The organism is Bauldia sp. (genome assembly GCF_965232525.1).
Lineage (GTDB): Bacteria > Pseudomonadota > Alphaproteobacteria > Rhizobiales > Kaistiaceae > Bauldia.
On the sequence record NZ_OZ246980.1, the window covers coordinates 3,337,529 to 3,362,652 of the forward strand.

Genomic DNA, 25,124 nt, shown 5'->3' on the forward strand with positions numbered 1-25,124 from the left:
ACGCGTCAGGTCTTGGCAATCACCGGCGAGAGCAACTAGCGTCGAAAGTCCTCAGCCATCCATCCGCGGCGGATCGGAACACCGTGTCCCTTTGTGCGCACAGCGACAACGCTTTCGAGAAGGCCTTGGCGTCCACAATGAGAGGCGGCTAGGGCGACTTAGTCGCTGACAACAAGGGGTACATCTCGGGACGTCTGTGAAGTTCGAAATTGAAAACGTTGTTTCTAAGCTCGCTGCATTGATCGAAATCGCAGTTGCAGGTGATTAGCTCGTCGCCAAGCGTCTTGCATTCTGCGACGATTTCGCCGGTTGGGGCGATGATGCAGCTCCTGCCTATGAGGTCGCAACCTTCCTCCCGGCCCGCCTTGGCAACGCCGACGACCCACATTCCATTCTGGTAAGCACCCGCCTGCATGGACAAATGGCTGTGAAAATCCTGCAGGTGGTCGTGTTGGGGCGCCGGCGGATAATGAACCGGAGTGTTGTAGCCTAGAACCAACATTTCAGCGCCGCGCAAGGTGGCCTCGCGATAGACCTCAGGCCATCGGCGGTCGTTGCAGATCGCCATGGAAATCTTGCCGCCATGCAGGTCAACTGGTTCAAAGAAGGTCTCGCCTGGCTCGAAATAGCGCTTTTCGAGATGTTGGAAGGGACGCCAGGGCTCGTTTTCGTAATGGCCCGGCAAATGGACCTTCCGGTAGCGGCCAACTATTTGGCCGTGTTCGTTGACCAGTATCGAGGTGTTGAAGCGCCGCCCTCGCCCTGACTCCTCGGTCTTTTCCGCATAGCCCAGATAAAAGCCGATGCCGAGTTCGCGCGCCCTATCAAACAAGGGTTGTGTGTGCGGTCCAGGCATTTCGGTTTCAAAAAAGGTGTCAATCTCGGCCTGATCATCGAGGTACCAGCGCGGGAAGAAGGTCGTCAGCGTCAGTTCGGGGAAGACCACCAGATCGCAGCCTTCGTCCTTGGCTTGTTCCATCAACTTGATCAGCCGGGACACAGCGGAGAACCGCGGTTCATCGCGCGCGATCGGACCCATCTGGGCCGCGCCGACCGCTATTATTCTGCTCATTGCCTTGTCGCCTCTTGTGTGTCGCCGGTAGCCTTCGCCACACCGGCCAAGTCGAGGACCGCTTCCAGCAGCAACCCGGCGCCACGGGCGATCTCCTCGGGCGCCGAGTACTCGGTCACATTGTGGCTTAGCCCGTTTTTGCTCGGAATGAAGATCATGCCGGCCGGGCACATACGCGCGATCATCTGCGCGTCATGGCCGGCGCCGGCATACATTCGCCGGCTGGAATAACCGAGCTTGGCGGCATGGGCTTCGATGCTGTCCACGATTGCCGGAGCAAAGGCCACCGGCTCGAACCGCGCGAGCTTTCGCGTCTTAACACCGACTTCACGACGCTCCGCAATGCGGTCAAGCAGTTCCGCGGCGCCGGCTTCCACTGCTTTCAGCCGCTCTTCATCCGGGTTACGCAGGTCCAGCGTTATCACCGCTCGTTCGGGCACGACATTGACCAGATTGGGATGAAGCTCCACCGCACCGATGGTGCATACTTGGCTTTCGCCCATTTGCTCGGCAAGGCGCGTGATCTCGACGGAGAATTCGGCAGCGGCGCGCCCGGCATCGTGCCGCAGACGCATCGGGGTTGTGCCCGCATGAGCCGAAGTGCCATCAAAGGTAATCTCAGTCCAGGAAATACCCTGCACACCCTCGACCACGCCGATTTCTGCGGCTTCGGTTTCGAGCACCGGACCCTGCTCGATATGCAACTCTAAATAGGCATGCGGCTGAATCCCCCCGACTGGCCAGTCGCCGGCGTAACCGATGCGCGCGAGGTCGTCGCCAACCGTCGTACCGTCGATGCCGGTGATCCCCAGGGCCTCTTCGAGCGACAGACCATCCGCGTAGACGAGACTCCCGAGCATGTCGGGAGCGAAGCGCACACCTTCTTCGTTGGTGAAGGCGACAACAACGATGGGACGTTGTGTCTCGACCCCATGATCGTTAAGGGCGGCCACGATCTCCAACCCGGAAAGCACGCCAAGAGCGCCGTCGTACAGTCCGCCGGTCGCGACCGAATCGATGTGAGAGCCGATCATGACTGGCGCGTTGTCTTTGCGCCCCTTGCGGATGCCAATGATGTTACCGACGCCGTCAATGTGAATGTCGAGTGCGAGCGCGGTCATCCAGTCGACGAGCAGATCCCGGCCCTGCTTGTCTTCGTCGGTCAGCGCGAGCCGGCAGACCCCTCCATCTTGCAACGCCCCGACTTTACCAAGAGCGAAGATCCGCCCCATCAGTCTGTCTATGTCGATTTGAACCGTCATCCTTCTGCTCGCCGCGCCACGTCTTCGCTCGTGGCTCCCACAATGCGAAAGTAAGCGTCCGGATCGGTGTCTCCCTCGCTGCCGATCAGCAGCACCCGAGCTGCCTCGCCTAGGCCGATGGCGTCGCGCCAATCCTTGTGGTCCGCCAGGCATAGCAAGCCCGCGAGCCCCGCGACGCCCGACTCGCCGCAGACGACAGGGTGCCCGGCGTCGCCGCTCGCCATAAGCCGCATCGCCTCGGCGGCGGCGGCGTCGCTGACGGTCATGAACCCGGCCGCGCCCGGATCGAGGATACGCCAGGCCAATATCGACACCTCGCCACACGAGAGGCCCGCCATGATGGTCTCGAGATCGCCCTTGAATACGGTAGGCGAACCGGCCTCGGCGCTGACGAACAGGCATGCAGCGGTTTCTGGCTCGACCACGACGATTTTCGGACACGCTGCGCCGAGACGCTCCCAGAGCTTCGACGTGACCGCCGCCGCAAGTCCACCGACACCCCCTTGGACAAACACATGGGTCGGTGGCGGTTTTCCCGCCTCGGCGAGTTGCCTGAGCGCTTCCCCGACCATTACCGAGTAGCCGGACATCACGTCACGCGGTATGTCGAGATAACCGGGATAAGAGGTGTCCGAAACGACGATCCAGTCGTTCTCGGCCGCGGCTTCTGCGGCTTCACGCACGCTGTCGTCGTAGTTGCCCCGCGAGCGCACGACATCGGCGCCGAACGCCGCGATAGCATCAGCGCGGGCATCACTGACCGTCTGATGAACGACAATGGTGCAGGCGCAGCCAAACGTCTTTGCGCCCCAAGCCACCGAGCGACCGTGATTGCCGTCCGTGGCACACGTAACCGTCACCTTGGACGTCAGGTCTGAGTACTCGCCAGAAGCGATCTCTGCGGCGGTTGGCCTGCGCCCCTCCGCGCGTTCGACCACCTCCGCCAGCACGCGATAAACGGCATAGGCGCCACCGAGCGCTTTAAAGCTCTTAAGACCGAAACGCTCGGATTCATCTTTCAAATACAAAGCCTCGACGCCGAGCTGCTCGGCAAGCGGCTCCAGCCAGATGAGGGGCGTTGGCTCATAGCCCGGCCAAGACGCGATCTCCTTGGTCGCAACCGCGGAAGCCGCCTCGGACAGAATGGGCTTGAGTGTTTCGGGGTACGGGAGGCCGGTCGTATGGCGAGGGTTGAGAATGAAGCGAGCCGGCAGGCGTGCAAAGCGGGATATCACGTTGTCTTCTGTCCAGAACCGCCATTATGGAATCCAAGCTCATTAAGAGTTACGCTGCCCACATGTGCAGTCAATGAAAAAACGAAAAAATTATTTCACGAATTGACGCATATGAAATATGGAGAAATCGCCTCTATGCCCGATAATCCTGAGTCCGATCAGCGCCCGATCGACGCGCGGATTCTGGACGTTTACGACACCCTGACCGAGGGCGAGCAGCGCCTGGCCGAAGTCGTGCTTGAGACGCAAGGGCAACTGCATAGCTTCACAGCGGGAGAATTGGCAGCCAAGGCCGAGGTGTCCAACGCAACAGCAGCGCGGTTCTTCAAGCGTCTCGGCTACAAGAGCTACGGTCAAGCGCGGTTGCTGTCCCGGCGTTCGGAAGCTTGGGGGTCGCCTTTATACGAACTGGCAACGGCAGCCAGCCACGCCCAGCCAAACGACTTATTCCAACACCTGGCGCAGGACATTCAAAACCTGTCGCGTACTGCATCGCTCCTTACCTCGGATCTGGTGGCGGAGGCCGTAACGCTTCTTTCCGAAGCGCCGCGTATTTGGACGGTCGGCTTCCGGAATTCCTATCTTTTGGCCAGTTATGCCCGCACGTTGTTGGTCCACAACAAGACCGACGTCAGGCTTTTGCCCATCGCCGGCATGACGCTAGCCGAGGACTTCGTCCACCTGCAGCCCGACGATGCGCTCTTTGTCATCGGTTTCCGACGCCGGCCCGCCGCTCTTTACAAGATGATGGAGCACGCCAGCGAGGTCGGCGCCAAAAGCGTCCTCATCACCGACCTGACAGCGGCACGTTCCGCCCGGCTCGCGACCGTCGCACTTCGGTGCCACACGCGTAGCCACTCCTTGTTCGACAGCTACGCGGTACCCATCACCGTCATCAACCATATCTGCGCGGCCATCGGCGCCGACGACGGTGAGAAATCGGCCGCGCATCTCGCTGAGATCGAACGCATGCATCATCTCGTCGACGCGCCTGACCCCACAACGCCGACCAGAGGCCGCCGAAAGAGGTGAAAAGTGCGTCTGCCTGCTCACCAGATGGGCAGTCCTAAAAAATTATCACATCTTTGAATTTTTCACGTTGCGGATTTTACGAAATTGGATTTTCATTCTGTTTGGAAAGAAGCTGCGGTCGGCGTGTCCGCGGCAGGTCTCATTGAGGAGGCGTGAATGGCACTCACTCGCAGGAATTTCATGGCGGCGTCCGCCGCCGCCGGGGCGGCAGCCGCATGGCCTTTCGGCGCAGCGCGCGCCGCAACAGACATCGTCTGGAACACCTGGAACAATCTGGGCCTTGAGGAGTACCTAGCGCCCTTTGTGTCGAAGACGGGTATCAGCATCACTCAGACCTACATGAGCACGAATGACGAGCAGTTTGCCAAGTTCCGGGCCGGCGGCTTGGGCTCGGTCGATGTGTTCGTCCCGGGCCAGTGGGAAATGTCGCGCTACATCGCCGCGGATATGGTGCGGCCGCTCGACATGGCCAAAATCCCCAATGCCGAATCCATGTATCCGGCCTTCGCCGCTGTGCCGTACTACCTGAAGGACAACCAGCGCTACGGCGTTCCCTTTTATTGGGGCATCAATTCCATCGTCTACCGCAAGGACCTGATGGACATCGAACCGGACTGGTCGGTGTTCTTCGAAGGCGAAAAATACGCCGGCAAACTGGCCATGCGTGACTACGCCATCGAAGCGATCATCATCGCGGCGTTGTATGTCGGGATTCCCAAGGACGAGATCTTCTCGATGTCCGACGCGCAGTTCGCTGAGGTGAAGAAGGCGCTGCTCGCCCAGAAGAAGCTCTTGCGCACCTACTGGACCTCGATCGCCGACTTAACCAACCTGTTCGCCACCGGCGAGGTGGTCTGCGCATTCTCCTGGTTGCCCCCTTATTACGAACTGAACGCGCAGGGGCTCGATATGGGCCTCGCTCTTCCCAAGAGCGGCGTCCTGGCCTGGTGCGACGCGTTGGCGATTCCGCCCGGCGTCGAAGGCGAAAAACTCGACGCTGTTTACGAGTTCGTCAATTATCTGCTTGGACCCGAATATGGAAAAATGCTCGCCATAGGTGGTCCTTATGCGCAGTCGACCTCGTTGGCACGCGACGAGCTCACACCGGAACAACAAGAGCGCGTGTTCATAAAAAACCTCGATGTGATGGACTCATTCATCTGGAAGCGGATTCCGAACCGCTACAACGACTGGGTCACCATGTGGAATGAGGTAAAAGCGAGCTGACTTGAGCACGCTGACGCCAACGCGCAAACCAACTGAGGCGGGAAACAACCACAAGCCACTTCTCGTCGCTCGTGGCGTTCATAAGTTCTACAATAAAGTTCACGCCGTACGCGGCGTGGACTTTTCTCTTCTGCCCGACCGCTACGTCACGCTGCTCGGCCCGTCCGGTTGCGGCAAAACCACGATCTTGAGAATGATCGGTGGCTTTGAAACTGTCTCCGACGGGGTCATTGAACTCGATGGCGCTGATCTTGAGAATGTGCCGGCGAGTCGGCGGCCTATCAACACGGTCTTTCAAAGCTATGCCCTTTTTCCGCATCTCGACGTCACCGAGAATGTCGCGTTTGGCCTAAGTCTCAGACGCCTGCCAAAGGCGGAAATCTCCGCACAGGTCACCGCGGCGCTGCGCATGGTGCACATGGAAACCATGGCGAGTCGCCGCCCGCAGGAATTGTCCGGCGGCCAGCAACAGCGCGTCGCGCTCGCCCGCGCCATCATCAATCAGCCCCGCCTCCTCCTCCTCGACGAGCCGCTCTCGGCACTTGACCGCAAGATGCGCAAGGAAATGCAGATCGAACTCAAGGACCTTCAGCGCCGCCTCGGCATGGCCTTCCTGCACGTCACCCACGACCAGGGCGAAGCCTTCGCACTATCGGACTGGATCATCGTTATGAACAATGGGGTGATTGAACAGCAGGGCGATCCCGAGACGATCTATCGCCGCCCGGCCAACGCCTATGTCGCCGACTTTATCGGTGGCTCCAACCTGATTGCCGGTACGGTGACCGAATGCGCCAACGGCGTTGCGGTCATCAACACCGCTTTCGGTCGCGTCCGTACTGCCTGCGCGCCCGAGGTCGCCGTCGGACGTCCCGCATCGTTGTGCCTCAGGCCCGAAGTCCTAACGCTTGGCGGAGACGAAGCCATCGAAGGCACGGTCTCGCACACAGTCTTTGAAGGATCGCATTGGCTGGTCGAAGCCACTGCCGGCGGATCGACCCTGCAACTGCGGCTCTCGGATGACGCGCCCCCAGCGGTCGGAAGCTCCATCGAGGTCGGTTACGATCGTGCGCGCGCCTGGATCGTCGATCGCACCTTGCCGGTGGGGAACTAACACGTGCACGGACAGCGCATCGGATTGCTGGTCACCGTCGGGCCGGTCTTCGCAGCATTGTTCCTGTTGTGCCTCCTGCCGCTCGGTATCCTCTTTCTCTACAGTTTCTTCCGGGTCGATTTCGTCTCGATCGTCCCTGAAATCAGCCTTGATAATTACGCTCGGGTGTTTTCCAGCGGTCCCTATCTCCAATTGATCGCCAAAGCCTTGCTGAACGGCGCGCTGGTCGCCGCGATCGCCGCGGTCATTGCCTATCCGGTCGCCTTTTTCATCGCCAAGCGGGTCGTGGCCGTGAAAGCGGCGCTTTTGACCGCGCTCCTCGTGCCGCTTTACACCGGCGATCTGGTGCGGATCTTCGCTTGGCGACTGATCCTCGGCGCGAATGGGGTCGTCAACGGTTTTCTGACCTGGACCGGCATCATTACCGAGCCCATCGAGGCGTTGCTGTTCAGCCCGCTGTCGGCGACCATCGTACTGGTCTACAATTACTTGCCCTTCATGGTGCTCGGGCTGTGGCTCGGTTTCGAAAGCCTCGACGACCGCCTCCTCGAAGCGGCCGCCGATCTCGGCGCGGGTCGGACGGCCATTTTCCGACGAATCGTTCTGCCCTTGACGTTGCCGGGCCTCGTCGTCGGCGGGCTGATGGTCTTCGCCCTTGTCGTCGGCGACTTCCTGACGCCGCAGCTCATTGGTGGCGCCTCCGGCGTTTCGGTTGTCAGCGCAATTGCCGATCTGTTCGGCGCGGCCTTTGACTGGCCGCTCGGATCGGCCATCGCCTGGACACTGCTCGCGGCGGTCGTGCTTTTCATGACCGCAGTGCTGCTGTTGTTGCAACGTTTCGCCCTGCATATCTCGGTTTCGGGCAGAGCGGTCTAGCCATGGAACGCTTGCTCAAGTCCTACTTCATCCTCGTTCTCGCGCTGATGTATCTGCCCGTCTTGGTAATCGTGCTGTTCTCGTTCAACGACAGCGAATTCATGGCATTTCCCATCACAGGCTTGACGCTCGACTGGTACGCCCAAGCGATTGACGACAACCGCCTGATCGGGGGCTTCCTCAACACGTTGAGCATCGCCGCCCCCACCGCGGCGATCTCGACAACGTTCGGCGCTCTGGCCGCACTGGCTCTCACGCGATTCCGGTTTCGCGGGCGGTTGGTCTTTGCCGCGCTCCTGGTCGTGCCCTTTTTCATCCCAAAGATCATTCTGGCCGTATCCGAAGTGATTGCCATGTCGCTGACCGGCATTCCACACGGGGTCGGAGCCATCATCGCCGCCCAGTCTCTGGTCATCCTGCCGTTCTCGGTGATGGTCATCGCCTCAGTGCTTGTCCGGCTGGACCGGCGGCTCGAAGAAGCGGCAGCTGATCTCGGCGCCAATGGTTGGCAGGTGTTTACCCGCGTGTTGCTGCCGCTCATGCGCAACGGACTGGTCGCCTCGTTTTTCATTGCCTTCGTACTTTCCACTGCCGAGTACGTGGTAACGTCTTTCGTCAGCGGACGGACCCAGCCCCTTTCGGTGATGATCGCCTCGGACTTCCGTTTTCATCTGTCGCCAAAAGTCTACGCTCTTGCAACCCTCATCGTACTGGGTAACCTTTTGCTTGTGGCCGTTAGCGAGGTTGTGCGACGGCGCGCAAAGGGCGCGCTCGGCTGAGGAATCGGCGATGCGGTCCGGCGGCCTCGACCCGCGCTCTTCGGAGCCGCCCTTGGGCTCGTCTTCTTCATGATGTCCGCGTCCTGCTCTCTACCTGGGCTCGGCCTAGACCGCCTCACGGCGTACTTACCAATGAGGTAGTGGACAGCCGCACGGGTGCCTTGCCGATCGTCTTCAGGGTTATCTGAAGCAAACGCCAGAGCGCGTTCCAGCGGCGACGCGTCTCGGATCGCTTACCGTTGCGTATCGATTAGTGTATAAGCGCGAACGGCTTGGGAACGTTTTTCAGAATGCTCAGCAGATCACACTTCAGAATGACGTTCGGGGCCGCCGGCACCTCTTGCATAAGGTGTTGTTCTTAAATAGATAATCTGCAAGCATGGCCTCGTGGCGGAGTGGTTACGCAGCGGACTGCAAATCCGTGTACCCCGGTTCGATTCCGGGCGAGGCCTCCATCATCCGTTCCCTAACTCAGCGGGCCAGCAGTGGAAGACACGCCCCGGCACGGTGGCGATCTCGCCTACGCCACGCGGCGCTACGGGGAACCGGCCGATGGTTGGCTCGACCTCTCTACTGGCGTCAGTCCCCATCCCTATCCGATTGACGCCACGGCCATTGCCGCCGCACTTGAACGACTGCCCGAACCAGCAGCGATCGACAGGCTCATTGAAGCCGCCCGAGACGCGTGGAATATCCCCCCGGAGACCGCGATCATGGCTGTCGCGGGCACCGAAGCCGCGATCCGGCTCGTACCGCATACATTGGCTGCGACAGACGTTTCGGTCTTCGCGCCAACTTACGGGAGCCATGCACCCGCCTGGATGAGCGCCGGGCATCGCGTCGTCGCCAATGATTGGCCGCCTTCACAGCCAACTAACGCGGCCGTTGCGGTGCTGTGCAATCCCAACAATCCCGATGGACGATTGATCGGTGAAGACGTGCTTCATCGGTATGTGCGGGACCGAACCGCCGCTGGCCGGTTCACGCTGATCGACGAAGCTTTCATCGACCTTTCACCGGACGAAAGCCTGATACCGCGCGTCGCCGATCTCGACTGCCTACTGACGCGCTCGTTCGGCAAATTCTTCGGCCTGCCCGGTTTGCGGCTCGGCTTTGTCGTCGGACCGCCAGATCGGGTCGAAGCGATCCAGGGGTTGCTCGGCGACTGGCCGGTTTCTTCGGCGGCTGTGGAAATCGGGACCCGCGCGCTCCGCGACGAGGCATGGCAGCAAAAGGCGCGCTCCCGGTTGGCTCAGTCGGCGAATCGGCTTCGGTCTCTTCTCCAGACGTGCGGGCTCACCATCGTGGGCGGGACCGACCTATTCGCTCTGGTTCGCGACGGTAACGCCCCGGCCATTCACCGCGCCTTGGCACGAGCCGGTGTTTGGACGCGAGCCTTCGACGATCAGCCGGACTGGATCCGCATCGGCATTCCGGGCGACAGTCGTGGGTTCGCGCGCCTGGAAACCGTTCTCGCCGCGATCAGAGGACCGAGCGCGGGATGATCACGGTCGTTCCATCGCGATCGAGAATCTCCGCAGCGACGCCGAAGGTTTCGGCAAGTCGTGCCGTCGTCAGGATCGTTCGCGGCGGCCCAGCGGCCGCGACGCGTCCCTGATCGAGAATCACCATCTGATCGGCATACCGCGCCGCCAAGCCGAGGTCGTGAAGGACGGCGACAACCGCGCCGGCGGCTTCAGCGTGACGTTTCAGGATATCGAGCACGACAAGCTGATAGCGGGGATCAAGGGATGTCGTCGGCTCGTCGGCGAGGACCAGCGGTGTCTCTGTCGCCAGGACCCGCGCCAGGGCGACACGGGCCCGCTCACCGCCGGAGAGCGTGGTCACCGTTCGATCAGCCAGCGACGCGACGCCGGTTTCGTCAAGCGCCCGGTCGACGGCCGCCTCATCCTCCCGTGACAGATCCGCCCCCGAGCCGCGCGGCAGTCGTCCGAGACCGACGATCTCCTTCACGGAAATCGGCCAGTGAAACACATGGCCTTGCGGGAGATATCCGAGCCGGATTGCCCGTTCTTTTGGAGCGAGTTGGCGAAGCGGCGTACCGTCGAGTTCGACCGCTCCCTCCCCGTCGACCAGGCCAGCGATACTGCGCAGTAGCGTGGTCTTCCCCGCCCCGTTTGGACCGACAATCGCCACGAAGGAACCGGGCGAGACCTTTAGATCGACGCCGCTGAGGATGACGGTCCCGCCAAGCCTCACCTCAAGCCCGTTGACCGCGAGGTAGGGATAATCCGTCGTCATATCCCGGTCCCAGCCATCTCGCGGCGGCGTCGCAAGATCATGACAATGAAGAATGGCGCTCCAATTAGCGCGGTGAACACCCCGACCTTGATCTCGCTCGACGACGGGATCAGGCGCACCGCGATGTCGGCCGCCAGCAACAAAGCCGCACCGGACAGCGCCGCCGGCACCGCGAGGCGTCCGGGGTCATAGCCAACCATCGGCCGCACGAGATGCGGCGCGACCAGCCCGACAAATCCGATACTCCCGGCGACCGCAACGCCGGCACCGACCGCCGCGGCCACGCCCGCCACGACGCGAAGCCTGATCCGGTCGAGACTGAAGCCCAGGCTGGACGCTGCCTCTTCGCCGAGGGTCAAAGCGCGAAAGGCGCGCCGGTCCCAGAGCAACAGAATCACGCCAACCGCCATGAACGGTAACGCGATCGCGACATGCCGCATGCTGCGGTCCTCAAGCGATCCGAGGAGCCAGAATGCAATCTCCAAAGCCGCAAACGGATTGGGCGCCAGGTTGAGCGCGAGGGCGGTCCCGGCGCCGGCGAGACTCGACACCGCAAGCCCGGCAAGGATGAGAACCAGCAGGCTCGCCCGCCGTCCTGCGACCAGTAACAGCAACCCGACGGATATCAGGGCGCCGGCAATCGCAGCGACCGGCAGAGCGACGGAAAGAACGTTGACTAGGCCGAGCGAGATGACGGCGACGGCGCCGAAGGCAGCCGCAGAGGGCGCGCCGAACAGAGATGGTGCCGCCAGTGGGTTCCGCAACAACCCCTGGAGAGCCGCTCCGGAGAGGCCCAAGGACGCACCGATCATGACCGCAAGGAGCGCACGCGGCAGCCGAATGTCGATGACGATGATCCGAGCGGCAGTATCGCCGCCTCCGAACAACGCTGACGTCACGGTTGCCAGCGACAGGCCAGCTGGGCCGACGGCAAGAGAGGCGTAGAACAGGATCGCGACGAGGAGGCCGAGGGAGAGGATCAGCCCCGAACCTCGCCTTCGACCTCCGGCCAACTGCTTCTCCTGACGATCAGTTCTTCCACTTCAGCCCGGCATACGCCGACAACCCGGCGCTGTTGTAGCCCTTGACGTCTTCGTAAGTCGTATCGAACAGATTTTCGACCCGGCCGTAGATCGTCAGGTTATCGTCGACCCGGTAATTGGCTGAAAGATCGACACGGGTGTAGGGATCGAGTTTTTCCGTCCGCGCATCGTCGTTGTACCGCTCACCGACATAGGTCGCAGTGAGCGCCGCCTCGAAGCGCGGGATGCCCGTATAGACCAACGTCAGCGACCCGGCGTTTTGTGGGCGCCGTGCGAGCTGCGTATCGGTGGTGAGGTTTCGGGCGTCGAGATACGTGTATGTCGCTGTTGCATCGAGGGCGCCGGGCACCAGCATGGCTTTAGCCGTCACTTCAACGCCGGAGGTCTGCACCTCATCGATGTTGGCATAATTGCCGAAAGGCGGCACGGTTGGATCCCAGTCGATCATGTCGTCGATGCGGTTCCAGAAACCAGTAGTCGCGACGCTGAAACGGCCATCGAACAGCATCTTTTCGACCCCGAGGTCGCCACCGACGCTGGTCTCCGGTTCAAGGTCCGGATTGTAGCCAAGCTGAAAAGCGGTGGGGCGCTTCGCCCCCGTCCCAATGCTCCCGCGAACCGCCGCCTCGATTTCCGGCAGCGCATAGAAGGCCGTCGCCCGTCCGGTGGTGAAACCATCGCCGTCGATCTCGCCGTCGTGCCGTCCGGCAAAGGTGAGGTCCAGCCGATCGCCAATCGGCAGCTGATAGAGCAGGTAGCCGGCATATAGCGTAATGTCGTTGTCGAAGGTCGGGTCGTCGAGGTCGCTTCGCGTGCCCGTGGCGGTTTGGGTCTCAAATCGGCTGCCGGCCAGCAGCGAGCCCGCATTGCCAAGACCGATCTGCTTTTGCGCCTCTACGCCGAGGTTCTGTCCCTCGTAGTTGAAGGTCCGATCCGGCTCGATGTACTCGCGCGATGTGTTCGCGATAAAGAAGTTCACCGAGTTGTTCACGCGTCCATCGAACGTCGGAAACGAGAACTTCGCGAAACCGGAAAACAGTCCGCGATCCGAGTGATAGCCCTTCAGGTCGAGATCGCGACCGGCGTCGACCTCCGAGTCCAGGTTGTAGCCGTCGGCACCAAACTCGAACTTTACACCACCGCCTGGGTCAAAGGCGCCGCGCATCGTGCCGGCGAACTTGGTTACGCCGTCCGCCTCGCCGTTGTCGCGATCGCCGGTGCGCGAAAAACCATCGGTCTCAAAATAGGTACCGCTAGTGTAGAGGCTGAGATCGCCAGCGGCCGTGCCACCCGAAAGATTGAACCGACGCGTGCCGTAGCTGCCGCCCTCGACTGAGGCCTTCAACTCCGGCCGGCCCGACGGCTTGCGGGTGATGATGTTGATCACGCCACCGATCGCGTCAGAGCCATAGAGCGCACTCTGGGGGCCCCGGAGCACTTCAATCCGTTCGATGTCGGTAATCGTGAACTGAGAGAAATCGAATTGGTCGCGGGCGCTGGCCGGATCGTTGACCCGAACGCCGTCGATCAGAACCAAAGTATGCTGCGCCTCGGTGCCCCGCAGGCTGACCAGAGTCTGCCCTCCGACTCCTCCGGTCTCGGTCACCGTGACGCCCGGCACGGTCCGTAGCAATTGCGCGACTGACTCGGTCGGCTGTCGCTCGATCTCCTCGCTGGTGATCACCGATACAGAGCTTCCCGAACGACCGAGGGCCGTCGGGGTGTAGTATGGGGTCACGACGATTTCGAGCGGCTGCGCCTCCGCGATCGTCGGCAGCGACAACGAACAGCAGGAGACAACGACAAGAGAAGAAAAGGCGCAAAAGCGCCCCTGGCGGTACCGCATGTGGCAGACCTCGTATCTCGATCGATCTGGCGATGGCGCCCGTCACGGGATGTGTCCCGGGCCCACCCGGCTTTTCGGCCGGATACTGAACCGGTAAAGGAACGCCCGAACGGCGGCAATGGATAAGGAACGCGATGCCCAGTTTTTTCCGAGCGGTTGCTTTTTTTGTCACGCTCATCGCGATCAGTGCGGCGGCCAACGCTGAGCCGAAGCGGATCGTTTCGATCAACCTCTGTGCGGATGAACTTCTGATCGCCCTCGCCGACCCCAACCAGATCGCGGCTTTGTCAATCTACGCGACTAACGAACGGATGGCGTTTTTCGCCGATCGCGCGAAGGCCTTTCGACATGACGCAGGCGACGCAGAAACCGTCGTGGAGCTGGACCCCGATCTGGTGGTAGCGGGTCGTTTCACCAAGCGCGCGAGCCGCGATATGCTGAGCGCGCTCGGCTACGAAGTCGCTCTCCTCGAACCGGCACGAAGCATTGACGAGTCGATTGACCAGATTCGACGAGTCGCCAACCTGGTTGGGCACCCGGATCGGGGCGAAGTGCTGGTGGCAGAGATCGAGGCAGCACGGGAACGCGCTCGGAGCGCCATCGCCGACGGCGCGGCTCCGTCGGCAGTCGTCTACCAGCGTCGCGGCTATGTCACCGGCGGTGATACGCTGACCGGCGAGTTGCTGGAAATGGTCGGCGTGACGAACGCGGGCGGCGCGCTCGCCGGCGGGACCGGTGGCTTGGTGCCGCTGGAGGTGATGATCGCCAATCCGCCGGACTACCTCGTCGTAGCGGCCACCAACCGCGCAGCCGACGACCAGGGGGCGGCGTTGCTGGCCCACCCTGCCCTCGAACTCCTGTTTCCGGTCGAACGGCGGATCGTCCTGCCGGAGCGGCTGACAGTGTGCGGTGGACCGTCGCTGCCCACCGCTCTCGACCGGCTGTCGGCGGAGTTGCGCCGCGTCCACGGCAGCTCGTGATCGGCATCGACCATATCTGGATACTGGCGATCGCATTATGCCTCGACGCCCTCTTCGGCGATCCGGAGACGCTTTGGCGACGGCTCCGACATCCGGTGGTGTGGATCGGCGACGGTGTGGCGGCGATGGAGCGTCGGCTGAACCAGAAGGCTTGGTCACCGGTCTGGCGCCGCACTGCCGGTGCCGCGACCCTCACCATCGTCGTCGCGGCCTCCGCCGCGGCCGGGTGGATCATCGAAGCCGGGTTCACACAGCTTCCGTATGGCTGGATCGGCGTTGCCATTTGCGCCGCCATTCTGCTTGCTGGGCGTAGCCTCTATGATCACGTGGCAGCGGTTGCGACCGCGTTCGACGCTAACGGCTTGCCCTCAGCCCGTGGAGCGGTGGCCCGGATCGTCGGCCGCGACCCGGCGACGCTCGAAGAGGCCGGCGTTTGTCGCGCTGCGATCGAATCTGCGGCCGAGAATTTTTCCGATGGTTTGGTCGCCCCCGCTCTCTGGTTCGCGTTGCTGGGGCTCCCCGGGCTTGCGGCCTACAAGGCCATTAACACCGCCGACTCGATGATCGGTCATCGCTCGGACCGCTACCGTGACTTCGGCTGGGCGGCCGCACGGGTCGACGATGTGGTCAACCTGCCCGCGAGCCGCCTGTCCGGCGTCCTGATCGCGGCCGCCGCCCCGATCGTTGGCGGATCAGTGGGTCACGCGCTGCGGACGATGCGGACAGAAGCGCCCAAACACCGATCGCCAAACGCCGGATGGCCGGAAGGGGCGGCGGCCTCTGCACTCGGTGTGGCTCTCGCCGGTCCTCGTCGGTATCGGGGCATTCTCGTGGACGACCCGTTCGTCAATCCCGACGGCCGGCGCCAGGCGACGCCAACCGATATCCGAAGAATGCTGCGGCTCTACCTCGGGGCTTGGGGATTGCTGTTCGCGATCGTGGCCATTCTCAGCGGGGTCATCCTGGTCCGCTGACACGCCCCTGAAACGTTGGCGGCGCATTCGATCTAGGCTGGAACGAGACCAAGCTATAAGGCTCTGGCGAGGCTCAACAATCCGTCGATAGCAACATGCCGCTCGAGGTGGTCGGCCAGATTGTCCAATGTTGCGTCGACCAACGCTTCGTAGCGTAAGTCGTTGTTGCGCGCTCCCAGGGCGGTGAGGAACTGATGGCGGTATGGATCGCCGGCGAAAATGCCGTGCAGATACGTACCTGCCACCAGTCCATCGGGGGACGTGGCGCCGTCGGTGCGCCCATCCAGTTCGAACAGCGGCCGGCTCCGGTCGGGACCGTCCGTCCGCCCGATGTGGATCTCGTAGCCGGAGACTGGGATCTTGTCGGCAACGGTGCGCCCGGTGACGCGGTCCGTCGCCTTGTCGCCACCAAGTACGGTCGCCACGTCCAATAGTCTGAGACCGGCGACCGTGCCGGCCGGCCCCTCGACGCCGCCTGGGTCCGCGATCGATTGCCCTAGCATCTGGTAGCCTCCGCACAAGCCCAGAACCCGTCCACCGCGGCGGTGATGGGCCCCGATGTCGATGTCCCAGCCCTGGGCACGCAAGAAGGCGAGATCGGCGATCGTAGCTTTGGAACCGGGAAGCAGGATCAAGGTCGCTTCACACGGGATCGCCTCCCCAGGCTGCACGATGACGACCGACACGCCCGGCTCCTGTCGAAGTGGATCGAGGTCATCGAAGTTGGCGATTCGCTGGAGCGCCGGCACGGCGATTACGATGTCTCCGGGAGACGTTGTCGGATGGTCACCCTTCAGTCCGAGGACATCCTCCGCCGGCAGCCGCGCTGCGCCGTCGAACCATGGGATCACACCGTAGGACGGCCACCCTGTCGCCGACGTTATGGCTTCGAGCCCCCCGTCAAAAAGGCTCGGATCGCCACGAAATCTGTTGATCAGGAATCCGTGCACGAGCGCGCGGTCGTCGACTGAAAGAACCGCATGCGTGCCCACCAGCGACGCGATGACACCGCCCCTGTCGATGTCGCCGACGAGGATGACCGGCACGGCGGCCGCCTTGGCGAATCCCATATTGGCGATATCGCCGGTCCGGAGGTTTACCTCGGCCGGGCTTCCGGCGCCTTCGACCAAGACGATATCGGCTTCGCTGGAGAGGTGCGTGAAGCTCTCAAGCACCTTGGGCAGCAGCGTTTGCTTGTGGCGCCCGTAGTCCGCGGCTGCCAGGGTTCCCCACCGTCTTCCCTGGACGACTACCTGAGCGCCGCGGTCGGTTTCGGGTTTCAGCAGAACCGGGTTCATGTGAACCGATGGCTCAAGTCCGGCGGCACGGGCCTGCAGGGCCTGGGCGCGACCGATCTCGCCGCCGTCAACGGCTACCGCGGCATTGTTCGACATGTTCTGCGGCTTGAACGGCGCGACCGTCATCCCGCGCCGCTTCAACGCCCGACACAGGCCCGCAACGATAACCGACTTGCCGACATGACTGCCGGTTCCCTGGATCATCAGGGCGCGGCCAGCTCTTCTCAGTTTGGTCACTGAACGCGTCGCGTCCCGTCTCAGGCGAACTGCTCGCTGGACACGGCATGGAGCGGCGCGCCATCTCGCTCGAACGCGGAAATATTCGCAATCGTCATCTCGGCGATCGCCCGCAGGGCGTCCTCCGTGAAAAACGCCTGATGCCCGGTGATCAGCACATTCGGGAACGTCAGCAGCCTCGCAAAAACGTCGTCCTGGATGACCTGATCGGAGAGGTTCTCGAAGAAGAGGTCACCCTCCTCCTCGTACACGTCGAGTGCAAGACTTCCGAGCTGCCCTGATTTCAGCCCTCCGATGGCGGCACTGGTGTCGATCACGGCCCCGCGGCTGGTGTTGACCAGCATGGCGCCTTTCCGCATGGCGGCGATCGCGTCGGTGTTGATGAGGTGAAAGGTCTCCGGCGTCAAAGGGCAGTGAAGGGAAATGATATCCGACTGCGCCAGAAGACTTTGGAGGTCCACGTAGCGCGCGCCCATCGCTTCGACCTCGGCGTTGGGAAAAAGGTCGTATGCGACCAGGTCGCAGCCAAAGCCGCGCATGATGCCCAGGAACGCGCGGCCGATCTTTCCGGTCCCGATCGCTCCGACCGTGCAGCCGTGAAGATCGAAGCCCATCAGGCCTTCCAGTGAGAAATTGCCTTCCCTGACACGGGCATACGCTCGGTGGATCTTGCGGTTGAGCGACAAGATCAGCGCGGCCGTGTGCTCTGCTATCGCGTGGGGCGAGTATTCGGGAACGCGCGCTACGGCAATGCCCCTCTCTTTCGCCGCGAGAAGGTCGACATGATTGAAGCCCGCCGAACGCAGCGCCACGAGCCGTATGCCGAGCGCCGCCAGCTCGGTGAGCACCTCGGCGCCCAAATCATCATTGACGAACGCGCAGACCACGTCTGCACCGGCGGCGGCCGCGACCATCGGTGGACTGAGGCGCGCGTCGAGGAAAAGAAGCTCGTGCCGCCCGTCTTGGTTCGCCGCGATCAGGAACCGCTCGTCATGCGGCTTAGTCGAAAAGACCGCCACCCTCATGTCAGAACTCGATCCCGATCTGGCCCTTAACGCCGGAACGGAATGGATGCTTGACCATGGTCATTTCGGTGACCAGATCGGCCACCTCGATCAATTCGTCTGCAGCGTTGCGACCGGTGACAATTACGTGGACATCTGCGGGTTTTTGATCGCGCAGGAAGGCGACCACTTCATCGACCGGCAGATAATCGTAACGCAGCACGATGTTGAGCTCGTCGAGCAACACCAGCTTGTAGCGCCCGCTGGTGATCAGCGCTTTTGCCTTCTCCCACGCCGCTCGCGCCGCCGCGATGTCGCGCTGGCGATCCTGTGTCTCCCAGGTGAACCCCTCACCCATCGTGTTCAACGAAACGAGATCGCCGAATGCCTCCAGCGCCTTGCGCTCGCCAGTTTCCATTCTCCCCTTGACGAACTGAACGACCGCGACCGGCAGGCCGTGACCAAGCGCCCGGAACACCATGCCGAAAGCCGCCGTCGATTTACCCTTGCCCTTGCCGGTATGGACCACGAGCAAGCCTTTCTCGATGGTCTTTGTGGCGAGAATCTTGTCCCGCGCGGCCTTCTTCTTGCGCATCTTCTCGGCGTGACGAGCGTCGAGCTCGGCCTCGGTCATCGAACCGGTCATTCGGCAGCCTCTGCTTGAGTGGCAACGAGAGTGGACAGGCGATCATAGGCGCTGTTCGACCGCGGCGACCAGAGCCCGCGGTCGATCGCTTCGCGAAACCGTTCGGCGATCTCACGCAGCGCGGGCGCGTTAGCGTCCGCAATGAAGGCGCAAACCCTGTCGTCGGCGATGTAGGCATCGTAAAGCTGGTCGAAATGATGATCGCCGACGGCATCCGTCATCGCGGCGTAGGCAAACAGATAGTCAACGGTCGCCGCGATCTCGAAAGCGCCCTTGTAGCCGTGGCGCATAACGCCCGCGATCCATTTCGGGTTTGCCGCGCGGCCTCGGACGACCCGGGCGATCTCCTGCTTCAACGACCGGATCACCGGTTTCTCCGGCCGCGCATGGTCGCCGTGATAGATTGCTGGAGCTTCGCCTCTCAGCACCTCGACGGTCGCCGCGAGCCCGCCCTGGAACTGGTAGTAATCATCGGAATCGAGCAGGTCGTGCTCCCGGTTGTCCTGATTGTGGAGGACGGCGTCAGCGGTCTTCAGTCGCTCGGCGAACACCTCGCGCTGTTGCCGGCCCGCGATCCCGCCGCCATACCCGTAGCCACCCCAAATCAGGAACGTCTCGGCGAAGTCTTCGCGGCCCTCCCATATGCCTTCGTCGATGAGTGTCTGGATCCCGGAGCCGTACGTGCCCGGCTTGGCGCCGAAGACGCGGAGCCCGGCAATCCGCTGTGCCTCATCCGGATCGACCCCCGCATCGGCAAGCCGCGTCTGGTCCATCCGCGTGGCTGCAGCAATCGGATTAGCGGCGTCGTCTTCATTCAGTGATGCGACAGCGCGCACCGCGGAATCAACCAGATCGATCTGCTCGGGAAAGGCATCACGGAACATGCCGGATATCTTCAGCGTCACATCAATTCGCGGACGTTGAAGCTCCGACAGCGTCATGACACGAAAGCCGGTGACCCGGCCGGTGCCGCGGTCCCACTGCGGTTCGGCGCCGAGCAAGGCTAGCACCTGGGCCACGTCATCGCCGCCGGTGCGCATGTTCGATGTGCTCCACGCGGACATCGCGATTGATCGCGGCCAATCGCCGTGGTCCTGGAAATAGCGGAGCGCCAACGCGTCAGCGGCAGCGCGACCAAGCGCCCAAGCGGCCGGTGTGGGCACCGCACGGGTGTCGACAGTGTAGAAATTGCGCCCGGTCGGCAGGACCTCCGGCCGGCCGCGGCTGGGCGCTCCCGAAGGACCCGGCGGCACAAAACGGCCGCCCAGCGCGGTCAACACCGCCTCCAACTCGCCTTCGCCTGATTGATCAATAGCCGGAGCCAATTCATTGAGGATCCAGTCACAAACCGCGTCGGACCGAGGCCCAATCGACGGATCCTCTCCACTCAGCCGATCCGCCAATAGCTCGAACGCGAGCGCTTCGATCCGCTCTACGGTATCGCCAGCTGTCCGCCAGAGCGCTCCACTTTGCCGAACCAGTGGCTCCGGGCAGGGACCGGACCAGGGTGAGCCGAAATCAACATCGAGCGGATCAAAATCAATGAGGCCGAGGTCAGCGGCGACAGCCCGATGAAGCGACGCGTGCCGGTCACCCTCCCCGCCACGGGGCGCACGGGCGATCGCCACCAGCGTCTCGATCCGCTGCCGGCCCTCCGGCGATGCCCCAAGGATATGAAGCCCATCGCGGATCTGCATCTCCTTGAGTTCGCAGAGATGGGTGTCGAGAGACTGCAGTGCTGTGTCTTTAAAGTCAGCGTTCAGACCGAGATCGCGATCAAGACCGTGGCGCACCGCCGTCGCCATGATTTCCCGTTCGAGCCAAGTCCGTCGCCTCGGATCGACACCGGCGGCGAGGTAGTATTCGTCGATCATCGTCTCGAGTTCGGCCATGGCTCCGTGGATTTCGGCCCGCGCCATGGGCGGCATCAGATGGTCGACGATCACCGCGGACGAACGGCGCTTTGCCTGCGCCCCCTCGCCCGGATCGTTGACGATGAACGGATAGATCAACGGTACTGTCCCGAGCGCGACCTCGGGCCAGCATTCGGCCGAAAGCCCCAACGCCTTGCCGGGCAGCCATTCGAGGTTGCCGTGCTTGCCGAGATGGACCATGGCGTCGGCACCGAATACCTGGCGCAGCCAGACATAGACGGCGAAGTAGTTGTGCGGCGGAACGAGGTCCGGATCGTGGTAGCTCTCCCGCGGATCGATGTTGTGGCCACGGGCCGGCTGGACGGCGACGACTAGGTTGCCAAACCGATGGGCGGCGATCGCAAACGAACCAGCGTGAAACAGAGGATCGTCTTCCGGCCGCCCCCAACGCGCTGTCAGCCCGTCGCGAACTGAGGCCGGCAAGGCGTTCAGTGCGGCCAGGTAGTCACGCAATTCCAAACGGTTCGGCGCATGAGCCAAGCGGCCGTCGATGACATTGGTCGGACCGGCCAGCAACGTGTCCATCAACGATCGACCGTCGACCGGGAATCCGTCTATCCGATAGCCGGACGCCGCAAGATGAGCTGCGACTCGAGCAGCACTCTCCGGTGTATCGAGGCCGACACCGTTGGCGATCCGCCCATCCCGGTTTGGGTAATTCGACAGAACGATCGCGACGCGCCGGTTGGGCGCCGGCTTTTGCCCCACGCGGATCCAGGCCGCGACTTGTTCGGCAACGAAAGCGACCCGGTCGGCACGCGGCCGATAGGTGGTCGTCTGGCTGTCGATGGCCGGGTCATACGTTTCCGCCTTGAAGGAGATCGCTCTCGTGGTCAGCCGACCGTCGACTTCAGGCAGGACGACGTTCATCGCCAGGTCGCGGGGAGACAACCCGGAGAGGCTTGTCTCCCAGGCCTCCTCACTCGATCCCGCGAGAATCGCCTGCAGCACCGGACATCCCGGACGGTCGAGCACCGTGCCTGACCTACTTTGCGTCGTCGCGGCGAACGCCGTTGTGTTGATGATGACCGACGGGGGAATGTCGGCGAAAACCCTGTTGAGGAAGGCGATGCTCTCGCGATCCTTGAGACTGGTCACGAACAGCGGTAGCCCAGTGATCTCGGCCTTCGCGAGTGCTGTCACGAAAGTGTCGATCGGCGCCGTCGAACCGGCGAGCAGGATTGACCGGTAGAACACAATCGGGACGATTGGCCAGTCGCTGCGCGCAGCCAATGCATCGCCTCGCTGGACGGCACCAACGCCGCGCTCGTAACAGCCAGCGTTGGCGATCGTGACCGGCTCCACCTCGTCGACTGGCGTATCGTCGACGAGGCCGTTCATGATGCGCAGGGCCAGCGCTGCGTTTTCCGGTCCACCGGCGACGAAGCATCGCCACAGCCGCTGCGCGTCTTCCTCGGCTACGGTGCCATAGGCGGCCAGTGCCGGGTCCCACTTGGTGTCACCCGGAATCACAACGAGTCGAGTCCCTCCACCGCGGGCGAGGTCTCGTAGGTGTTCAAGCCCATACGACCAGTATCCGGCACCGCCGAGAACCCGCACGACGACGAGCTTCGCGTCAGCGAGCGTCCGGTCGATATAGAGGTCAACCGACAGCGGATGCTTCAGGCGCATCAGGTTGGTCAGACGAAGATGCCCCGTGGAGAGTCTGGCGGTTCTTGCCGCCGCGGCCAGGATCGACAGATCGGTGTCGGCGGCCGACAGCACAACAATGGTTCCCGGCGACTGCTCGAGATCGACCGCCGCCTCGCCGTCGTCGATCCGCTCCGTCGTCCCGATCGGTAGATGCATTGCCTAACCAGCCAGCCGGGCTGTCACTCGCTCGGGATCGACCGAACGAAGCCCAATAACCACCAAGCCGTCATCATGGCCGCTGGATGGATCGAAATAGGTCTCCAGTCGACGTCCTACCCCCTGCACGACCACCGGCGCGGCCTTCTCAACGACGCGCGCGTATCCCTTGATGCGCAGCACGCCGGGGAGTGTAAGCGCGTCGGCGACACGGCTCCTGAGAACCTCCAGCGACCCATATGCTGGGGCGCCGACAACGAAAGACGCAAAGTCATCATGGTCATGATCCTCGTGACCGGCGCGCTCATGGTGGCTCTCGCGCCCGGCCATGTGATCCTCGGCGGCGGCGCCGATCCCCAGCAGGACCGTCGACGGCAAACCCTCGCCCGTGCTGGCAATCTGCGACGTCGCGGGCCGCGCGCCGGCTGCGGCGATGGCTCCAACCCTGGCCAGGGCATTGGTGTCAACGATATCGGCCTTGCTGATCACAACCAGATCGGCACAGCGAAGTTGATCCTCGAACAGCTCCTCGACCGGGTCGTCGTGCTCGCGGACCTGTTGATCTTTCTCGGAACCTTCCGGTGCAAACGTGCCGGCGAGTACCGCCGGCGCATCGATGACCGTCACGACCGAGTCGACCGTGACCCGATGGCGTACACTCGGCCAAGTAAACGCGCGAACCAGAGGCTGAGGCAGCGCGAGCCCCGACGTCTCCACGATGATGTGCTCCGGCGCCGGCTCCCGCGCGAGCAGCATCTCCATAGTCGGCAGAAATTCGTCGGCAACCGTGCAGCAGATGCAGCCATTGGTGAGTTCGACGATCTCGTCGGGCTTGCAAGTGGGATCGCCGCAATCCCCCAGCAGCTCGCCGTCAAACCCCATGTCACCGAATTCGTTGACGATGACGGCAATCCGCCGACCGTCAGCGTGCCGGATGAGATTCCGGATCAGGGTCGTCTTGCCGGCACCAAGAAAGCCAGTGACGACTGTTGCGGGGATTCGCGCGCTCATGAATTGGCCTGCTGGTTCGGTTTGAGCTGAAGGGGGATGCCGGCGATCATCGTCACCACCCGGTCGACGGTCGCGGCGACCTTTTGGTTGAGGATGCCCTGAGCGTCCGCATACCGGCGTGCCAGTGCATTGACTGGTACGATGCCGGAGCCGACTTCGTTGGAAACAAGGATCACTGGCCCAGCAGCCGCGTCGAGTGCGCTGACGAGCGCTTCGGATTCGCTCTCCACATCACGCTCGGCTTCCATGATGTTGGCGAGCCAGAGGGTAAGGCAGTCGACGAGGACGATGCGATCGGATGTCGCGGCCGCTGACAGCACCGTCGGCATCTCGAGCGGTGCTTCGACTGTCATCCAGTCATCACCGCGGCGTTGGCGATGAACGGCGATTCGCGCCGCCATTTCCGCGTCGCCGGCTTCCGCCGTCGCGAGATACACCGGCGCAAGCCCTGACAGCAGCGCCTGCTCCTCTGCATAGCGGCTCTTGCCGGAACGCCGGCCGCCCACCACCAGCAAATGTGCAGCAGACATCAGCCGTCGTGCATCGATGCCGGAAGCCGAGATTCTCGGCCCCCAACCGGTACGCCTGGATCAATCTGCTCGAAGGAACACGGCGGACTAGCGCCGCAAAGACAACGGGTCGACACGTCATATCTCCTTCCCCGTCCCACCGACGGTCGAGAGGTTCATATGATGCGTCGGCCGGTCTCCTGGCTCGCGGCTCTCAACGCCAACCCGCGCCTTCCCGGGACATCCCAGTGGCACTTCTGCGGGGCAGCTAACCGCTTACAGTTGCGGGGGCAGCTGCGGCTTCGGGACTCGCCCTTACCGCATTCCCGTTTCATCCACGGCAGATCGATGCCGCGGAACCAACGCATGGGATCAGCGTAGGCGGCAAAACCGATTCAATCAAGAGACGGCGAGATGAGATTATCGCGCTTGACTGGCGTCGCGCTTATTGCCGTTCCACCAACGTTTCACGGCAACGGTGATCCGGCGGTTCATCCGACGCACCGTCGGGCTGTCAACAGCCAGGATGAGGAAGCCGAGGGGCAGCATCCAAAACCCGAGAACGGGCAGGAAGCCAAACAAGCCGCCGACGATCAGCAGAGCCGCGATGCTCAACCGCAGAATCCGATTCCTCGGAAGGCTGATCGTTCGGCTACCTAGGCGAATGCGCGCCATTCATCGTTCCCCGTCGGAGTCGCCGCTTCAACTGGCGACGGTGAAGCAGATGGGGGATACATCCCTTGCAAGCAACCCTAAATCGGATGAAACGGGCCTTTGCAAGGCGATGTTCGCTTTGCTATAGCGGTCGCGCTCGACATCTTGATGTCGATCCCCGGTAGCTCAGTTGGTAGAGCAAGCGGCTGTTAACCGCTGGGTCGCTGGTTCGAGTCCGGCCCGGGGAGCCATTTTCCGCACGAAGATATCGCCGCGGAGAGAGCAAAGTGTTCCCAAGATTGCCACCTTCCCGCAGCATT

At 62.6% G+C, this 25,124-nt stretch carries 21 protein-coding genes, 2 tRNA genes and 1 riboswitch; of the genes, 10 read left to right on the forward strand and 13 right to left on the reverse strand.

The annotated features are described in order from the left end of the window. Positions 1–148: 148 nt before the first annotated feature. Genes ACO076_RS15770 through ACO076_RS15780 form a run of 3 tightly spaced genes read right to left on the reverse strand, consistent with a single transcriptional unit; the run spans position 149 to position 3,569 of the window. Positions 149–1,072 carry an N-carbamoyl-D-amino-acid hydrolase gene (locus ACO076_RS15770; RefSeq protein WP_421723788.1) on the reverse strand — a complete coding sequence of 308 codons (924 nt, stop codon included), beginning with the start codon at positions 1,070–1,072 and terminating at the stop codon, positions 149–151. After that, positions 1,069–2,334 carry a M20 family metallo-hydrolase gene (locus ACO076_RS15775; protein WP_421723789.1) on the reverse strand — a complete coding sequence of 422 codons (1,266 nt, stop codon included), beginning with the start codon at positions 2,332–2,334 and terminating at the stop codon, positions 1,069–1,071. Before ACO076_RS15775 ends, ACO076_RS15770 begins: the two co-directional genes overlap by 4 nt. After that, positions 2,331–3,569: a diaminopropionate ammonia-lyase gene (locus ACO076_RS15780; RefSeq protein WP_421723790.1), complete on the reverse strand. Its 1,239-nt coding sequence runs from the start codon at positions 3,567–3,569 to the stop codon at positions 2,331–2,333. The genes ACO076_RS15775 and ACO076_RS15780 overlap by 4 nt, the downstream gene beginning before the upstream one ends. Between ACO076_RS15780 and ACO076_RS15785 the strand changes: the two genes are divergently transcribed. From ACO076_RS15785 to cobD, 7 genes are all read left to right on the forward strand, one after another. Beyond that, positions 3,516–4,601 (forward strand): MurR/RpiR family transcriptional regulator, encoded by a 1,086-nt coding sequence (locus tag ACO076_RS15785; RefSeq protein WP_421723791.1) that lies wholly within the window; start codon positions 3,516–3,518, stop codon positions 4,599–4,601. The two genes, ACO076_RS15780 and ACO076_RS15785, sit on opposite strands and share 54 nt — an antisense overlap. A gap of 156 nt (positions 4,602–4,757) precedes the next feature. Continuing rightward, complete coding sequence (locus tag ACO076_RS15790; RefSeq protein ID WP_421723792.1) at positions 4,758–5,828, forward strand: ABC transporter substrate-binding protein; 1,071 nt, start codon at positions 4,758–4,760, stop codon at positions 5,826–5,828. Position 5,829: 1 nt separating this feature from the next. Further along, positions 5,830–6,942, forward strand: coding sequence for an ABC transporter ATP-binding protein (locus ACO076_RS15795; RefSeq protein ID WP_421723793.1), 1,113 nt, complete (start codon positions 5,830–5,832; stop codon positions 6,940–6,942). Between the two features lie 3 nt (positions 6,943–6,945). Next, positions 6,946–7,818: an ABC transporter permease gene (locus ACO076_RS15800; protein ID WP_421723794.1), complete on the forward strand. Its 873-nt coding sequence runs from the start codon at positions 6,946–6,948 to the stop codon at positions 7,816–7,818. Positions 7,819–7,820: 2 nt separating this feature from the next. Further along, positions 7,821–8,597: an ABC transporter permease gene (locus ACO076_RS15805; RefSeq protein WP_421723795.1), complete on the forward strand. Its 777-nt coding sequence runs from the start codon at positions 7,821–7,823 to the stop codon at positions 8,595–8,597. 381 nt (positions 8,598–8,978) lie between these two features. After that, positions 8,979–9,052, forward strand: a tRNA-Cys gene (locus tag ACO076_RS15810). Positions 9,053–9,082: 30 nt separating this feature from the next. Then, positions 9,083–10,102 (forward strand): threonine-phosphate decarboxylase CobD, encoded by a 1,020-nt coding sequence (gene cobD / locus ACO076_RS15815; RefSeq protein WP_421723796.1) that lies wholly within the window; start codon positions 9,083–9,085, stop codon positions 10,100–10,102. Here cobD and ACO076_RS15820 read toward each other — a convergent pair. The 3 genes from ACO076_RS15820 to ACO076_RS15830 are packed head-to-tail and all read right to left on the reverse strand — an operon-like array spanning position 10,080 to position 13,748. Beyond that, complete coding sequence (locus ACO076_RS15820) at positions 10,080–10,859, reverse strand: ABC transporter ATP-binding protein (RefSeq protein ID WP_421723797.1); 780 nt, start codon at positions 10,857–10,859, stop codon at positions 10,080–10,082. The genes cobD and ACO076_RS15820 overlap by 23 nt on opposite strands. Continuing rightward, on the reverse strand, positions 10,856–11,872 hold the full coding sequence (locus ACO076_RS15825; protein WP_421723798.1) for a FecCD family ABC transporter permease: 1,017 nt from the start codon (positions 11,870–11,872) through the stop codon (positions 10,856–10,858). Before ACO076_RS15825 ends, ACO076_RS15820 begins: the two co-directional genes overlap by 4 nt. A gap of 16 nt (positions 11,873–11,888) precedes the next feature. After that, on the reverse strand, positions 11,889–13,748 hold the full coding sequence (locus ACO076_RS15830; RefSeq protein WP_421723799.1) for a TonB-dependent receptor plug domain-containing protein: 1,860 nt from the start codon (positions 13,746–13,748) through the stop codon (positions 11,889–11,891). Between the two features lie 134 nt (positions 13,749–13,882). Between ACO076_RS15830 and ACO076_RS15835 the strand changes: the two genes are divergently transcribed. Next, positions 13,883–14,728, forward strand: coding sequence for an ABC transporter substrate-binding protein (locus ACO076_RS15835; RefSeq protein ID WP_421723800.1), 846 nt, complete (start codon positions 13,883–13,885; stop codon positions 14,726–14,728). Next, positions 14,725–15,702: an adenosylcobinamide-phosphate synthase CbiB gene (gene cbiB, locus ACO076_RS15840; RefSeq protein ID WP_421723801.1), complete on the forward strand. Its 978-nt coding sequence runs from the start codon at positions 14,725–14,727 to the stop codon at positions 15,700–15,702. Before ACO076_RS15835 ends, cbiB begins: the two co-directional genes overlap by 4 nt. 53 nt (positions 15,703–15,755) lie before the next feature. Here the strand turns inward: cbiB and ACO076_RS15845 are convergent, their stop codons facing one another. From ACO076_RS15845 to ACO076_RS15875, 7 genes are all read right to left on the reverse strand, one after another. After that, complete coding sequence (locus ACO076_RS15845) at positions 15,756–17,204, reverse strand: cobyric acid synthase (RefSeq protein WP_421726748.1); 1,449 nt, start codon at positions 17,202–17,204, stop codon at positions 15,756–15,758. 53 nt (positions 17,205–17,257) lie between these two features. Further along, positions 17,258–18,262: a 2-hydroxyacid dehydrogenase gene (locus ACO076_RS15850; RefSeq protein WP_421723802.1), complete on the reverse strand. Its 1,005-nt coding sequence runs from the start codon at positions 18,260–18,262 to the stop codon at positions 17,258–17,260. A gap of 1 nt (position 18,263) precedes the next feature. Further along, positions 18,264–18,875, reverse strand: coding sequence for a cob(I)yrinic acid a,c-diamide adenosyltransferase (cobO, locus tag ACO076_RS15855; RefSeq protein WP_421723803.1), 612 nt, complete (start codon positions 18,873–18,875; stop codon positions 18,264–18,266). Positions 18,876–18,883: 8 nt separating this feature from the next. Continuing rightward, positions 18,884–22,630, reverse strand: coding sequence for a cobaltochelatase subunit CobN (cobN, locus tag ACO076_RS15860; protein WP_421723804.1), 3,747 nt, complete (start codon positions 22,628–22,630; stop codon positions 18,884–18,886). Between the two features lie 3 nt (positions 22,631–22,633). Further along, on the reverse strand, positions 22,634–23,641 hold the full coding sequence (gene cobW / locus ACO076_RS15865) for a cobalamin biosynthesis protein CobW (RefSeq protein ID WP_421723805.1): 1,008 nt from the start codon (positions 23,639–23,641) through the stop codon (positions 22,634–22,636). Beyond that, positions 23,638–24,171, reverse strand: a complete 534-nt coding sequence (cobU, locus tag ACO076_RS15870) for a bifunctional adenosylcobinamide kinase/adenosylcobinamide-phosphate guanylyltransferase (protein WP_421723806.1) — start codon at positions 24,169–24,171, stop codon at positions 23,638–23,640. The genes cobW and cobU overlap by 4 nt, the downstream gene beginning before the upstream one ends. A 152-nt stretch (positions 24,172–24,323) precedes the next feature. After that, positions 24,324–24,529: riboswitch (cobalamin riboswitch) on the reverse strand. Positions 24,530–24,570: 41 nt separating this feature from the next. Further along, the gene (locus tag ACO076_RS15875; protein ID WP_421723807.1) at positions 24,571–24,765 is read right to left on the reverse strand and encodes a hypothetical protein; all 195 of its coding nucleotides are present in this window, start codon (positions 24,763–24,765) and stop codon (positions 24,571–24,573) included. A 214-nt stretch (positions 24,766–24,979) separates the two neighbouring features. Between ACO076_RS15875 and ACO076_RS15880 the strand changes: the two genes are divergently transcribed. Continuing rightward, a tRNA-Asn gene (locus ACO076_RS15880) sits at positions 24,980–25,055 on the forward strand. Positions 25,056–25,124 lie beyond the last annotated feature (69 nt).

Coding starts and splice junctions, on each gene's coding strand:
- cobO (WP_421723803.1), bottom strand. CDS start 18,875: ATGACCGAGGCCGAGCTCGACGCTCGTCACGCCGAGAAGATGCGCAAG.
- cobW (WP_421723805.1), bottom strand. CDS start 23,641: ATGAGCGCGCGAATCCCCGCAACAGTCGTCACTGGCTTTCTTGGTGCC.
- ACO076_RS15775 (WP_421723789.1), bottom strand. CDS start 2,334: ATGACGGTTCAAATCGACATAGACAGACTGATGGGGCGGATCTTCGCT.
- ACO076_RS15830 (WP_421723799.1), bottom strand. CDS start 13,748: ATGCGGTACCGCCAGGGGCGCTTTTGCGCCTTTTCTTCTCTTGTCGTT.
- ACO076_RS15790 (WP_421723792.1), top strand. CDS start 4,758: ATGGCACTCACTCGCAGGAATTTCATGGCGGCGTCCGCCGCCGCCGGG.
- ACO076_RS15850 (WP_421723802.1), bottom strand. CDS start 18,262: ATGAGGGTGGCGGTCTTTTCGACTAAGCCGCATGACGAGCGGTTCCTG.
- cobN (WP_421723804.1), bottom strand. CDS start 22,630: ATGCATCTACCGATCGGGACGACGGAGCGGATCGACGACGGCGAGGCG.
- ACO076_RS15770 (WP_421723788.1), bottom strand. CDS start 1,072: ATGAGCAGAATAATAGCGGTCGGCGCGGCCCAGATGGGTCCGATCGCG.
- ACO076_RS15845 (WP_421726748.1), bottom strand. CDS start 17,204: ATGATCCAGGGAACCGGCAGTCATGTCGGCAAGTCGGTTATCGTTGCG.
- ACO076_RS15785 (WP_421723791.1), top strand. CDS start 3,516: ATGGCGAGGGTTGAGAATGAAGCGAGCCGGCAGGCGTGCAAAGCGGGA.
- ACO076_RS15835 (WP_421723800.1), top strand. CDS start 13,883: ATGCCCAGTTTTTTCCGAGCGGTTGCTTTTTTTGTCACGCTCATCGCG.
- ACO076_RS15820 (WP_421723797.1), bottom strand. CDS start 10,859: ATGACGACGGATTATCCCTACCTCGCGGTCAACGGGCTTGAGGTGAGG.
- ACO076_RS15805 (WP_421723795.1), top strand. CDS start 7,821: ATGGAACGCTTGCTCAAGTCCTACTTCATCCTCGTTCTCGCGCTGATG.
- cobU (WP_421723806.1), bottom strand. CDS start 24,171: ATGTCTGCTGCACATTTGCTGGTGGTGGGCGGCCGGCGTTCCGGCAAG.